We start from the raw sequence: 11,908 nt of genomic DNA, 5'->3' as shown, positions 1-11,908 counted from the left end.
CTTCACGTGACGTCGCGACTAGCGGGACGGTTTCGGACAGGACGGGTGGGTGCCCGCGGTGACCAGGTCCGCGACCGCGGCGCGCGGGTCACCGCTTTTGACCAGACCCTCGCCGACCAACACGGCGTCCGCACCGGCGCCGGCATACGCCAGCAGATCCCCGGTGCCACGGACACCGGACTCGGCGATCCTGATCACGTTGCTGGGCAGCCCGGGAGCGATGCGCGCGAAGCAATCCCGGTCGACCTCCAGGGTGGCGAGATCGCGTGCGTTGACACCGATTACGTTGGCCCCCGCCTTCAGCGCCCGGTCGGCCTCCTGCTCGGTGTGCACCTCGACCAGGGCCGTCATCCCCAGTGATTCGGTGCGGTCCAGCATCGACACCAGGGCCGACTGGTCCAGCGCGGCGACGATGAGCAGCAGCATGTCGGCGCCGTGCGCGCGGGCTTCGTGGATCTGATAGGGCTGCACGACAAAGTCTTTGCGCAACACCGGTATCGAGACCGCGGCGCGGACCGCGTCGAGGTCGTCGAGCGAGCCGTGAAACCGCCGCTCCTCGGTCAGGACGCTGATGATCCGGGCCCCACCGTCCTCGTACGCCCGGGCCAGTTTCGCCGGATCCGCAATGGTGGCCAGGGAACCCGCCGACGGGCTGGCGCGCTTGACTTCGGCGATGACGCCGATGCCGGGTTCGCGCAGGGCGGCCATCACGTCACGCGGCGGCGGCGCGGCGGCGGCGGCGGCCTTGATTTCGGACAAGCTGATGAGGGCTTCGCGCGCGGCAACGTCGGCCCGGACTCCCTCGAGGATGGAGTCAAGCACGGTAGCCGGACTCATGCCTGTTGCTTCCCTTCACGCTGTCACACATCGTCATCCCACGGCCAACCTGACAGACCCGAGCCGATCGCGACGACGTGAATGAAGGGTAGCGGCCCTCGGCTCGCGGCCCGTCACCGACCCTCGGTGTCCGAGTCGCGGGGCCGATCGGTCGGGTCCCGCGTTGGATCACTGCCCTCGTCAAGCGCGTCCCAGATCATCCGCTCCGACATTTCCGGCGTCTCCGGCTTCTCCAGCATCGCGCCATCGGCGTCGTCGCGTAGGGCATTCGAGCGGCGCGTCGCGGGCGCCGCGTACTTTTCCGCGCTCAGCCGCGCCGACCCCGAATCGCCGGCCGACCGCAGCAACAGGATGGCCGCGACCAGGGTGCACGCCGCCGCGCCGACCGCGATGCCGGCGCCGACGTAGCGCCGTTCGCTGCCTACCAGCGTCATCACCGCGACGTGCGCCAGGTCGGCCCCGCGCACGGCGACGTCCGGGAGCACCCACAGGCTGACACCGAGGTATCCGACGGCCAGGCTGGCCACCGCGAGCAACCCGGCCAGCGCGCGCAACGGCCAGCCGCGCACCGCGATCGCCGCCACGGCCGTCGCCAGCATGAGCACCGCCAACGGCAGCAGCGCCGTGGACCACGACGCGCCGGACAGCGTCACCTCCCGCGGCGGACCCAGCCCGTCGAACGACCGGATCACCACCCACGGCAGCCGGGACGCCGCCCACAGCGCCGCCGCGGATGCCACCAGCAACACCTGGGCCACCCCGACGGCCAACCGGGCCCGCCGGCCGGGCCGGGTCTCAGTCATGGCGGTCGGCCTCGGGGGCGGTCAGCGTCTCGGCGGCGGCGATCGCGTTGAGCACCGCGCGCGCCTTGTTGGAAGCCTCGGTGTACTCGTAGGGACCGTTGGAGTCGGCCACCACCCCGCCGCCGGCCTGCACATAGGCGGTGCCGTCGCGCATCAGCGCGGTCCGGATGGCGATCGCGAAATCGGCGTTGCCGGCGAAGTCGAGGTAGCCGACGACGCCGCCGTAGAGGCCGCGCCGCGTCTTCTCGACCTCCTCGATCAGCTCCATGGCCCGCACCTTCGGCGCGCCCGACAGCGTCCCGGCCGGGAAGCAGGCCGTCACCGCGTCCAGGGCGGTGCGGCCCTCGGCGAGCATCCCGGTCACCGTCGACACCAAATGCATGACGTGGCTGTAGCGCTCGATGTGGCTGTAATCCTCGACCCGCACGGTGCCCGGCGCGCAGACCCGGCCCAGGTCGTTGCGGCCCAGGTCGACCAGCATCAGGTGCTCGGCCCGCTCCTTCTCGTCGGCCAGCAGTTCCTTCTCGAGCAGCTGATCCTCTTCGTCGGTCTGCCCACGCCACCGGGTGCCGGCGATCGGGTGCGTCGTCGCCCAGCCGTCGTGGACGGTGACCAACGCCTCCGGGCTGGATCCGACGACCGAAAAGTCGGTTCCCCCACTGTCGTTCGGGACATGCAGCAGGTACATGTAGGGGCTCGGGTTGGTGACCCGCAGCATCCGGTACACGTCGATCGGATCGACATCGGTGTCCATCTCGAAGCGCTGGGAGGGCACGACCTGGAAGGCCTCGCCGGCGGCGATCTGGTCGACGAGGTAGTCGACGATCTTCCCGTACTCCTCGACGGTGCGCTGCGCGCGGTACCGCGGTTCGGGCCGGTCGAACGTGGCGACCGTGGACGGCAGCGGCTGGCCGAGCGCCGAGGTCATCACGTCCAGGCGGGCGACCGCGTCGTCGTAGGCCTCGTCGACCCGCTCGTCGGTGCCGTTCCAGTTCACCGCGTTGGCGATCAGCGTGATGGTGCCCTCGTGGTGGTCGACCGCGGCCACGTCGGTGGCCAGCAGCAGCAGCATGTCCGGCAGGTGCAGGTCGTCGACGGCCAGCTCGGGTAGGCGTTCCAAGCGCCGCACCATGTCGTAGGCGAACAAGCCGACCATGCCGCCGGACAGCGGCGGCAGCCCGGGCAGGGTGCCGGTGGCCAGCAGCTCGAGGGTGGCCCGCAGCGCGTGCAGCGGGTCGCCGCCGGTGGGCGCGTCCTGCGGAACCGCCCCCAGCCAGACCGCTTCGCCGTCGCGGACGGTCAGGGCCGACGGCGCGCCCGCGCCGATGAACGACCACCGCGACCAGGATCGGCCGTGCTCGGCGGATTCCAGCAGGAAGGTGCCCGGGCGATTGGCGGCGAGCTTGCGGTAGGCCGACAGCGGCGTCTCGCTGTCGGCCAGCACCTTACGGGTCACCGGAACCACGCGGTGCTCGGCTGCGAGCTGGCGGAAGTCCTCTCGTGAGGTCGTCGCGGCGAGGTGGGCGTGCACCGAACCATCCTCGCAGACGGGCTGATCAGCCCGGGCGTAGCGTGTCGACCATGAAACCTGGTGACACCGTCGCGGACTTCGAACTTCCCGATCAGACGGGCACGCCACGCAGACTCAGCGGCCTGCTCGCCGGCGGACCCGTGGTGCTGTTCTTCTACCCCGCCGCGATGACGCCGGGCTGCACCAAGGAGGCCTGCCACTTCCGGGACCTGGCCGCGGAATTCGCCGCCGTGGGCGCCAACCGGGTCGGTATCAGCGCCGATCCCGTGCAGAAGCAGGCCAAGTTCGCCGACATGCAGAAGTTCGACTATCCCCTGCTGTCGGACACCGACGGCGCCGTCGCCGCGCAATTCGGCGTCAAGCGCGGCCTGCTCGGCAAGCTGATACCGGTCAAGCGCACCACCTTCGTCATCGACACCGATCGCACGGTGCTCGACGTGATTTCCAGCGAGTTCAACATGGACACCCACGCGGACAAGGCGCTGGAGACCCTGCGGGCCCGCTGAGCGTCAGGGGCTGATCGCCAGGAACACGTAGGCGGCGAGCAGCACCAGGTGCAGTTCGCCTTGCAGCCGGGTGGCCCGGCCGGGCACCACCGTCAGCATGCTGATCACGACGGTCAGCGCCAGTAGCACCAATTGGATGGCGCCCAGGCCGAGCGCCAGCGGTCCCTTCAGCCAGATCGACGCCAGCGCGATCGCGGGGATGGTCAGCCCGATGCTCGCCAGCGCCGAGCCGTAGGCCAGGTTCAGGCTGATCTGGATGCGGCCCTGCCGCGACGCACGGACCGCAGCGAGGGTTTCCGGCAGCAGCACCAGCGAGGCGATGACGACGCCGACGAAGGACTGCGGGAATCCCGCCGCCGTCACCGCGCTCTCGACGGCCGGCGACTCCTCCTCGGCAAGCCCCACCACCGCGAGCAGGGCGACCAGCAGCAGTCCCAGGCTGCCCAGCGCCGCGCCGCGACTCGGCGGCTCCGCATGGCTCTCGTCCTCGAACAGCCGCTTCTGGCCCTTCTGCGCGACCGGCAGGAAGAAGTCGCGGTGCCGCACCGTCTGCGTGAAGACGAAGACCAGGTAGAGCAGCAGCGAGGCGACCGCCGCGAAGGCGAGCTGTCCGGGCGAGAACTCCTTGCCCAGGCCGCTGGTCGTGAACGCGGGCAGCACCAGGCTCAGCGTCGCCAGGGTGGTGAGGGTCGCCAGCGCGGCGCCCGTGCCCTCGGCGTTGAACAGCGTGACGCCGTAGCGCCGGGAACCCAGCAGCAGCGACAGACCGGCTATGCCGTTGGTGGTGATCATCACCGCGGCGAAAACGGTGTCCCGGGCCAGCGTCGCGGCCTCGTTGCCTCCCGACGCCATCAGCTCGACGATCAGGGCCACCTCGATCACCGTCACCGCGGCCGCGAGTACCAGCGACCCGAATGGCTCGCCGACCCGGGCAGCGACCACCTCCGCGTGATGCACCGCGGCCAGCACGGCGCCGATGAGAAATGCCGCCGCCAGCGCGGCCAATGCCGGCCCGAGCGGCTCGCCCCAGATCACCGCCAGCACGCCGACGGCAAGCAACGGCACGACCGCGGTCCACGACACCCGTCTCAACATCGACCGCCATTGTCATCGACGGCGCCCGATCGGGCGACTTCTCCCCGATCGACCGCGATCCCGAAGCGCGGGCCCGCGCCGGCACCGATGCCGCGAGGTCCATGAACCAAAGTCCCCGGATGCTTGCGACCAAAGCCCCTACGTTTGCCCGGCGGCGTTTCATACCGTCGCAACATTGGCCTCAGGTTTGTACGGGCTCAGCCGGAGGGATAGCACGGAAAATATCGAAACCGGTCCTCAGCGGCCGGAGTGAAGGGGGGAGCGGTGTTAGCTACCCGAATCACCGCACAAAGTGGCGCCGAGAGCCCACTGCACAACCATCTCCGCAGTGTCAAGCACGAGGATCGCGCTGACTGGGTTTCTCAAGCCCTCTGTCGGACCGGCGACCCGGACGGATTGTTCGTCCGCGGCGCCGCCCAGCGAAAAGCCGCAACCATCTGCCGGCACTGCCCGGTAATCCTGGAGTGCGGCGCCGATGCCCTCGACAACCGGGTCGAATGGGGCGTCTGGGGCGGGATGACCGAACGCCAGCGGCGTGCCCTGCTCAGGCAGCACTCCGAGGTGGTGTCCTGGGTCGACTTCCTGGCCGCGACCCAGCGCCAGCGTCGCACCGCGAATTAGTGCCGCGGGGGCCGCAGCGCACCTAGCACTCCGGTTGCAGCAGCACGTCGGCGTCGAAGCAGCTGTGGTCGCCGGTGTGGCAGGCGCCGCCCACCTGGTCGACCGTCAACAGCACGGCATCGCCGTCGCAGTCCAGCCGCACCGAGTGCACGAATTGGGTGTGCCCCGAAGTCGCGCCCTTGACCCACTGCTGGCCGCGGGAGCGCGAAAAGTACGTCGCCTCACGGGTTTCGAGCGTGCGGGCCAGCGCCGCGTCGTCCATCCAGGCGACCATCAGCACGTCGCCGGTTCCGCGCTCCTGCACGACGGCGGTGAACAGGCCGTCGGCGTTGCGCTTCAGGCGCGCGGCGATCTGCGGGTCGAGCGTCATCGCACGGTGATCCCTTCGGCCGCCATGGCCGCCTTCACCTGGCCGATGGTCAACTCCCGGAAGTGAAAAACGCTGGCCGCCAGCACCGCATCGGCGCCGGCGGCGACAGCGGGCGCGAAGTGCTCGGCCGCGCCGGCGCCGCCGCTGGCGATCACCGGCACCGTGACCGCCGAGCGCACCGCCCGCAGCATCGGCAAGTCGAAGCCGGCCTTGGTGCCGTCGGCGTCCATGGAGTTCAGCAGGATCTCCCCCACGCCCAGATCGGCGCCGCGGGAGGCCCATTCGACCGCGTCGATCCCCGTCCCGCGGCGCCCGCCGTGGGTGGTGACCTCCCAGCCCGACGGCGTGGGCACCGAACCCGGCGGCACCGTGCGGGCGTCGACCGACAGCACGATGCATTGCGAGCCGAACTGCCTCGCCATTTCCTCCAGCAGGTCGGGCCGGGCGATCGCCGCGGTGTTGATCGACACCTTGTCGGCGCCCGCGCGCAGCAAGACGTCGACGTCGGCGACCGTGCGCACCCCGCCGCCGACGGTCAGCGGAATGAACACCTGTTCGGCCGTGCGGCGCACCACGTCCAGCATGGTGGCCCGTCCCGACGACGAGGCGGTGACGTCGAGGAACGTGAGTTCGTCGGCGCCCTCGGCGTCGTAGGCGGCGGCGAGCTCGACGGGATCGCCCGCGTCGCGCAGGTTTTCGAAGTTGACTCCCTTGACCACCCGCCCCGCGTCGACGTCCAGGCACGGAATCACCCGCACCGCAAGGCCATTGCCCGACGACATCTCAGAAGTCCTCCGGTCGGCCGGTGCTGCGCAGGATCTCGAGAAGCTCCGCGTGCGCGTGTGGCCCCGCGGCCAGCGCGGAATCCGACGCGGGGGTCCACGGTTCACCGTGGACGTCGGTGACGACGCCGCCCGCCGCACGCACCAGCGCCACGCCCGCGGCGTGGTCCCACACGTGGCCCCCGAAACTGATCGAGCCACCGAGGACGCCGTCGGCGACGTAGGCGAGGTCGAGCCCCGTGGAGCCGTGCATCCGCAGGCGCGACGACACCCGGCTGAGGTTCTCCAGCACCGCCATCCGGTAGCGCCCCGGGAACCGGCCCCGCGCGTCGGCGCTGAACGAGCCGGCACCGATCAGGGCGTCGGTCAGGTCGACGGGGGCCAGCGACGGCTGGGCGACACCGTTTTTCATCAACGGACCGTCCACCACCGCGGTGTAGCGCTGGTCGACGAAGGGCAGCCACGTCAGCCCGGCCACCGGGTCGCCGTGGTGCAGCAACCCCAGCAGGATTCCCGCCATCGGCGATCCCGCCGCATAGTTGAACGTGCCGTCGACCGGGTCGAGCACCCACACCCATTCCGAGTCGACGTCGCTGCCGCCGAATTCCTCGCCATGCACGCCGATTCCGGTGGCCTCGGTCAGCGCGTCGACCACCTGCCGCTCGATCGCGAGGTCCACGTCGGTGGCGAAGTCGTTGCCCTTCTTCTGGACCGCCGAATCGGCGCGGTGGCCGGCAAGGAACGGGTCGGTGGCGTCGTCGAGGATCGCCGACGCCTTCTTGACCAACGCGTCCAGGTCCATCGCGGCCCTACCCCGCGACCGCGGCCAGCGCCTGCGGCAGGGTGAACCGCCCGGCGTAGAGGGCTTTCCCGACGATGGCTCCCTCGACGCCGCGGTCGGTCAGGGTGGCGATCGCGCGGAGGTCATCCAGGCTCGACACGCCGCCGGAGGCGATCACCGGCGCGTCGGTCCGCTCGGCGACGGCGGCCAGCAGCTCGAGGTTGGGTCCGCCCAGCGTGCCGTCCTTGCTGACGTCGGTGACGACGAAGCGCGAACAGCCTTCGCCGTCCAGGCGTTCCAGCACGTCCCACAGGTCGCCGCCGTCGGTTTCCCAGCCACGCCCGCGCAACCGGTGCCGCCCCGCTGGGTTGGTTTTGTCGATCTGCACGTCCAGCCCGACGGCGACCTTCTCGCCGTGCTCGCCGATCGCGCGCGCGCACCACTGCGGATTCTCCAGGGCCGCCGTGCCCAGGTTGACCCGGGCGCAGCCGGTGGCCAGCGCCGCGGCCAGGGACTCGTCGTCCCGGATCCCGCCGGACAGCTCCACCTGCACGTCGAGCTTGCCGACCACCTCGGCGAGCAGTTCGCGGTTCGAGCCGCGCCCGAAGGCCGCGTCCAAGTCGACCAGGTGGATCCATTCCGCGCCGTCGCGCTGCCAGCCCAGCGCCGCGTCCAGCGCCGAGCCGTACTCCGTTTCGCTGCCCGCCTTGCCCTGGACCAGCCGCACGGCGCGGCCGTCGACCACGTCGACCGCGGGCAACAAGATCAACACATTCCCTCCAAGCCGTTCGTCACAGCGCCTCGATCCAATTGCGCAACACCGCCGCACCGGCATCCCCGCTCTTCTCGGGGTGGAACTGGGTGGCCGACAGCGGCCCTTGCTCGACGGCGGCCAGGAAGGGCACCCGGTGGGTGGCCCAGGTGAGCACGGCCTCGGGCGAGCCCTCCCATTGCTGCGCGGCGTAGGAGTGCACGAAGTAGAACCGGGTGTCGGCGTCCAGCCCCTTGAACAGGGTGGTGCCGGCCCCGGCTTCGACGACGTTCCAGCCCATGTGCGGGATCACCGGGGCGTCCAGCCGGGTGACCTCCCCCGGCCACTGCCCGCAACCCGTTGTCTGCACGCCGAATTCGACACCGCTGGCGAACAGGATCTGCATCCCGACGCAGACCCCCAGCACCGGCCGCCCGGCGGCGACCCGGTCGGCGATGATGCGGTCGCCGTGAACTTTGCGCAGGCCGGTCATGCACGCCTCGAACGCCCCGACGCCGGGGACCACCAGCCCGTCGGCGGCGGCGGCCGCATCGGGGTCGTCGGTCACCTCGACCGACGCGCCGGCCCGCTGCAGAGCGCGCTGGGCCGACCGTAGGTTGCCCGAGCCGTAATCCAGGACGACGACGGATGGTGTTGTCACAGAACGCCTTTGGTGGACGGCACATCGGACACCCGGGGGTCGGGCTCGACGGCCTGACGCAACGCACGGGCCACCGCCTTGTACTGCGCTTCGGTGATGTGGTGCGGGTCGCGGCCGTAGAGGACGCGCACGTGCAGCGCGATGCGGGCGTTCATGGCCAGCGACTCGAACACGTGCCGGTTGATGACGGTGTGGTACGGCACCGAGCTGCCGGCGATGGTGGTGTGCCGCAGGTGATCCGGCTCCCCGGTGTGTACGCAGTAGGGCCGGCCGGACACGTCGACGACAGCGTGGGCCAGCGTCTCGTCCATCGGGATGAAGGCGTCACCGAACCGGCGGATGCCCCGCTTGTCGCCCAGGGCCTGGCCGAGCGCCTGCCCCAGGACGATCGCGGTGTCCTCGATGGTGTGATGGCCCTCGATCTCGACGTCGCCCTTGGTGCGGACGGTCAGGTCGAAGCTCGCGTGGCTGCCCAGCGCCGTCAGCATGTGGTCGTAGAACGGCACACCGGTGTCGACGTGCACCTGGCCGGTGCCGTCGAGGTCCAGCTCGACGACGATGTCGGATTCCTTGGTGCGGCGTTCGATACGCGCGCGCCGGGTCGCTTGTCCTGTGGCGGTCACGGGGCTCCTACTGGGGTGGCTGGTGCCAGTTCGGTGGCGGCGATCTGCGCGCTGGCCCGCAAGAATGCGTCGTTCTCCTCGGCGAGTCCCGTCGTCGCGCGCAGGTAACCGGGAATCCCGACGTCGCGGATCAAGACGCCGGCATCCAGGTAGCGTCGCCAGGTGGCCGGTGCGTCGGTGAACTGGCCGAACAGCACGAAGTTCGCGTCACTCGGGATCACCCGGAAACCCATGGCGCTCAACGCCTTTGAGACACGCTCACGTTCGTCGATCAGCGTGGCGACGCTGCTCAGGGTGTCGTCGGCGTGCCGCAGCGCGGCCCGGGCCGCGGCCTGGGTGATCGACGACAGGTGGTACGGCAGCCGCACCAGCAGCATCGCGTCGATCACCGCGGGCGTGGCGATCAGGTATCCGAGCCGCCCACCGGCGAAGGCGAACGCCTTGCTCATCGTGCGGGTGACGATCAGCTTGGTCGGATACTCGCGCACCAGCCCGACCGCGCTGGGCTCGGAGGAGAACTCGCCGTAGGCCTCGTCGACGATCAGGATGCCCGGCACCGCGTCGAGCAGCCGCCGCAGGGCGGGCAGCGCAACGCTCTGCCCGGACGGGTTGTTCGGGCTGGCGACGAAGACCACGTCGGGCCGGCGGTCCGCGATCGCGGCGACCGCGGCCTCGACGTCGAGGCTGAAGTCGTCGGCGCGGACGCCCTCAAGCCATTCCGTGCGCGTCGCGTCGGAGATGATCGGGTGCATCGAGTAGGACGGGACGAACCCGATCGCGGTGCGCCCGGGGCCGCCGAACGCCTGCAGCAGCTGTTGCAGGATCTCGTTGGAACCGTTTGCCGCCCAGACGTTTTCCACCCCGAGCCGCGCCCCGGTCTGCGCGGTGAGGTAGGCCGCCAGGTCGCGGCGCAGGTCCACCGCGTCCCGGTCGGGATAGCGGTGCAGGTCGGCGGCCGCCTCGGCCACCGACCGGACGACGTCGTCCACCAGCGCGCGGCTGGGCGGGTGCGGGTTCTCGTTGGTGTTCAGCCGCACCGGGACCGCCAGTTGCGGTGCGCCGTAGGGTGATTTGCCGCGCAGGTCGTCGCGCAGTGGCAGGTCGTCCAGCGTGGGGTTCTCCGGACCGGTCATCGCTCGAACCTCCGCCGGATCGCCTCGCCGTGCGCCGGCAGGTCTTCGGCCTTGGCCAGCGTGACCACGTGTCCCGAGACGTCCTTGAGGGCGGCCTCGGTGTAGTCGACGACGTGGATGCCGCGCAGGAAGGTCTGCACCGACAGGCCGCTGGAATGGCGGGCGGAACCCGCGGTCGGCAGGACGTGGTTGGATCCGGCGCAGTAGTCGCCGAGGCTCACCGGCGAGTAGGGGCCGACGAAAATGGCTCCGGCCGAACGGATTCGCGCGGCGACCTGCGGGGCGTCGGCGGTCTGGATCTCCAGGTGTTCGGCGGCGTAGGCGTTGACCACCTTGATCCCGGCGTCCAGGTCGTCGACCAGGATGATGGCCGATTGTCGGCCGGACAGGGCGGCTGTCACCCGGTCGCGGTGCACCGTCGTGCGCAGCTGGGCGGCCACCTCTGTCTCGGTGGCGGCGGCCAGCTCCTCGCTCGCGGTCACCAGCACGCTGCCCGCCATCTCGTCGTGTTCGGCCTGGCTGATCAGGTCGGCGGCCACGTGCGCGGGGTCGGCGGTGTGGTCGGCGAGGATGGCGATCTCGGTGGGCCCGGCTTCGGCGTCGATGCCCACCCGGGAGCGGCACAGCCGCTTGGCGGCGGTGACGTAGATGTTGCCGGGCCCGGTGATCAGGTCGACGGGCATGAGTTCGCGACCATCGGTGTCGGTGCCGCCGTAGGCCAGCAGCGCCACCGCCTGCGCGCCGCCGACGGCCCACACCTCGTCGATCCCGAGCAACCGGGCCGCGGCCAGGATCGTCGGATGCGGCAGACCGTCAAAGCGAGCCTGCGGGGGGCTGGCCACCACCAGTGAGTCGACGCCCGCGGTCTGCGCCGGCACCACGTTCATCACCACGCTCGACGGGTACACCGCGTTGCCGCCGGGCACGTACAGGCCCACCCGCTCGACAGGCACCCACCGCTCGGTGACCGTCGCGCCCGGGCCCAGCGTCGTGGTGACGTCGGCGCGGCGCTGGTCGGCGTGCACCGCGCGGGCACGTTCGATCATCACGCGCAGGGCCTCGACGACGTCGCGATCCAGCCCGGCCAGCGCCGCCTCGAGTGCCGCGCCGGGCACCCGGACGGCCGCGGGACGCACGCCGTCGAACGCCTCCCCGTACTCCAGCGCCGCATCGGCGCCCCGCTCGGCGACGGCGTCCACGATCGGGCGCACCTTGGGCAGCACGCTCTCCACATCGGCGCCGCCGCGCGGCAGCGCCGACCGCAGCCGGGCAGCCGTCAGCGCCGCGCCCCGCAGGTCGATGCGGGCCATCACGGGTGCTGAAGCGGTACTCATCGCCTCCATTGTCCCAGAGGAACTCAAGTGGATATCCGGCCGGTACAGTGCCGTTCAAAGGCCCATCCAACTCAGGAGCC

14 protein-coding genes are annotated in these 11,908 nt (G+C 70.9%); 2 read left to right on the top strand and 12 right to left on the bottom strand.

Translation table 11 applies throughout. From position 1 onward, the window contains the following. Positions 1-18: 18 nt before the first annotated feature. The 3 genes from trpC to G6N37_RS05375 all read right to left on the bottom strand — a co-directional run bounded on the left by trpC (position 19) and on the right by G6N37_RS05375 (position 3,171). Positions 19-837 (bottom strand): indole-3-glycerol phosphate synthase TrpC, encoded by an 819-nt coding sequence (gene trpC / locus G6N37_RS05385; RefSeq protein ID WP_163676960.1) that lies wholly within the window; start codon positions 835-837, stop codon positions 19-21. A 113-nt stretch (positions 838-950) separates the two neighbouring features. After that, positions 951-1,640, bottom strand: coding sequence for a TIGR02234 family membrane protein (locus G6N37_RS05380; RefSeq protein ID WP_163676957.1), 690 nt, complete (start codon positions 1,638-1,640; stop codon positions 951-953). Beyond that, on the bottom strand, positions 1,633-3,171 hold the full coding sequence (locus G6N37_RS05375) for an anthranilate synthase component I (RefSeq protein WP_163676954.1): 1,539 nt from the start codon (positions 3,169-3,171) through the stop codon (positions 1,633-1,635). The genes G6N37_RS05380 and G6N37_RS05375 overlap by 8 nt, the downstream gene beginning before the upstream one ends. A gap of 50 nt (positions 3,172-3,221) precedes the next feature. On the opposite strand from G6N37_RS05375, the gene G6N37_RS05370 reads away from it, so the two are divergent. Then, positions 3,222-3,677, top strand: coding sequence for a peroxiredoxin (locus tag G6N37_RS05370; protein ID WP_163676951.1), 456 nt, complete (start codon positions 3,222-3,224; stop codon positions 3,675-3,677). A gap of 3 nt (positions 3,678-3,680) precedes the next feature. On the opposite strand, the gene G6N37_RS05365 is transcribed toward G6N37_RS05370, so the two are convergent. Beyond that, complete coding sequence (locus G6N37_RS05365; RefSeq protein WP_083171905.1) at positions 3,681-4,772, bottom strand: calcium:proton antiporter; 1,092 nt, start codon at positions 4,770-4,772, stop codon at positions 3,681-3,683. A gap of 309 nt (positions 4,773-5,081) precedes the next feature. Between G6N37_RS05365 and G6N37_RS05360 the strand changes: the two genes are divergently transcribed. Beyond that, the gene (locus G6N37_RS05360) at positions 5,082-5,393 is read left to right on the top strand and encodes a WhiB family transcriptional regulator (protein ID WP_232075475.1); all 312 of its coding nucleotides are present in this window, start codon (positions 5,082-5,084) and stop codon (positions 5,391-5,393) included. Between the two features lie 22 nt (positions 5,394-5,415). On the opposite strand, the gene hisI is transcribed toward G6N37_RS05360, so the two are convergent. Genes hisI through hisD form a run of 8 tightly spaced genes read right to left on the bottom strand, consistent with a single transcriptional unit; the run spans position 5,416 to position 11,807 of the window. Next, complete coding sequence (gene hisI / locus G6N37_RS05355; RefSeq protein WP_163676948.1) at positions 5,416-5,763, bottom strand: phosphoribosyl-AMP cyclohydrolase; 348 nt, start codon at positions 5,761-5,763, stop codon at positions 5,416-5,418. Next, positions 5,760-6,545: an imidazole glycerol phosphate synthase subunit HisF gene (gene hisF, locus G6N37_RS05350; RefSeq protein WP_163676945.1), complete on the bottom strand. Its 786-nt coding sequence runs from the start codon at positions 6,543-6,545 to the stop codon at positions 5,760-5,762. Before hisF ends, hisI begins: the two co-directional genes overlap by 4 nt. A 1-nt stretch (position 6,546) precedes the next feature. Next, positions 6,547-7,347 (bottom strand): inositol monophosphatase family protein, encoded by an 801-nt coding sequence (locus tag G6N37_RS05345; protein ID WP_163676941.1) that lies wholly within the window; start codon positions 7,345-7,347, stop codon positions 6,547-6,549. A 7-nt stretch (positions 7,348-7,354) separates the two neighbouring features. Then, positions 7,355-8,098, bottom strand: coding sequence for a bifunctional 1-(5-phosphoribosyl)-5-((5-phosphoribosylamino)methylideneamino)imidazole-4-carboxamide isomerase/phosphoribosylanthranilate isomerase PriA (priA, locus tag G6N37_RS05340; protein ID WP_163676925.1), 744 nt, complete (start codon positions 8,096-8,098; stop codon positions 7,355-7,357). Between the two features lie 19 nt (positions 8,099-8,117). Then, a complete protein-coding gene (gene hisH / locus G6N37_RS05335; RefSeq protein ID WP_163676921.1) occupies positions 8,118-8,738 on the bottom strand; it encodes an imidazole glycerol phosphate synthase subunit HisH in 621 nt (206 codons plus the stop codon). Continuing rightward, positions 8,735-9,361, bottom strand: a complete 627-nt coding sequence (gene hisB / locus G6N37_RS05330; RefSeq protein WP_163676919.1) for an imidazoleglycerol-phosphate dehydratase HisB — start codon at positions 9,359-9,361, stop codon at positions 8,735-8,737. Before hisB ends, hisH begins: the two co-directional genes overlap by 4 nt. Further along, complete coding sequence (locus G6N37_RS05325; RefSeq protein ID WP_163676916.1) at positions 9,358-10,494, bottom strand: histidinol-phosphate transaminase; 1,137 nt, start codon at positions 10,492-10,494, stop codon at positions 9,358-9,360. The genes hisB and G6N37_RS05325 overlap by 4 nt, the downstream gene beginning before the upstream one ends. Further along, on the bottom strand, positions 10,491-11,807 hold the full coding sequence (gene hisD / locus G6N37_RS05320) for a histidinol dehydrogenase (RefSeq protein WP_163684638.1): 1,317 nt from the start codon (positions 11,805-11,807) through the stop codon (positions 10,491-10,493). Before hisD ends, G6N37_RS05325 begins: the two co-directional genes overlap by 4 nt. Positions 11,808-11,908: the final 101 nt, after the last annotated feature.

It is taken from the genome of Mycobacterium seoulense, from assembly GCF_010731595.1.
GTDB lineage: Bacteria > Actinomycetota > Actinomycetes > Mycobacteriales > Mycobacteriaceae > Mycobacterium > Mycobacterium seoulense.
Note: the sequence above shows the minus strand (reverse complement) of the source record. Positions and strands in the feature narration are given on the sequence as shown.

What these genes read in the sequence shown, in the direction of transcription:
- G6N37_RS05325 (WP_163676916.1), bottom strand. Translation starts at nt 10,494, where the DNA reads ATGACCGGTCCGGAGAACCCCACGCTGGACGACCTGCCACTGCGCGAC.
- trpC (WP_163676960.1), bottom strand. Translation starts at nt 837, where the DNA reads ATGAGTCCGGCTACCGTGCTTGACTCCATCCTCGAGGGAGTCCGGGCC.
- G6N37_RS05345 (WP_163676941.1), bottom strand. Translation starts at nt 7,347, where the DNA reads ATGGACCTGGACGCGTTGGTCAAGAAGGCGTCGGCGATCCTCGACGAC.
- G6N37_RS05380 (WP_163676957.1), bottom strand. Translation starts at nt 1,640, where the DNA reads ATGACTGAGACCCGGCCCGGCCGGCGGGCCCGGTTGGCCGTCGGGGTG.
- hisF (WP_163676945.1), bottom strand. Translation starts at nt 6,545, where the DNA reads ATGTCGTCGGGCAATGGCCTTGCGGTGCGGGTGATTCCGTGCCTGGAC.
- G6N37_RS05365 (WP_083171905.1), bottom strand. Translation starts at nt 4,772, where the DNA reads ATGTTGAGACGGGTGTCGTGGACCGCGGTCGTGCCGTTGCTTGCCGTC.
- hisI (WP_163676948.1), bottom strand. Translation starts at nt 5,763, where the DNA reads ATGACGCTCGACCCGCAGATCGCCGCGCGCCTGAAGCGCAACGCCGAC.
- G6N37_RS05370 (WP_163676951.1), top strand. Translation starts at nt 3,222, where the DNA reads ATGAAACCTGGTGACACCGTCGCGGACTTCGAACTTCCCGATCAGACG.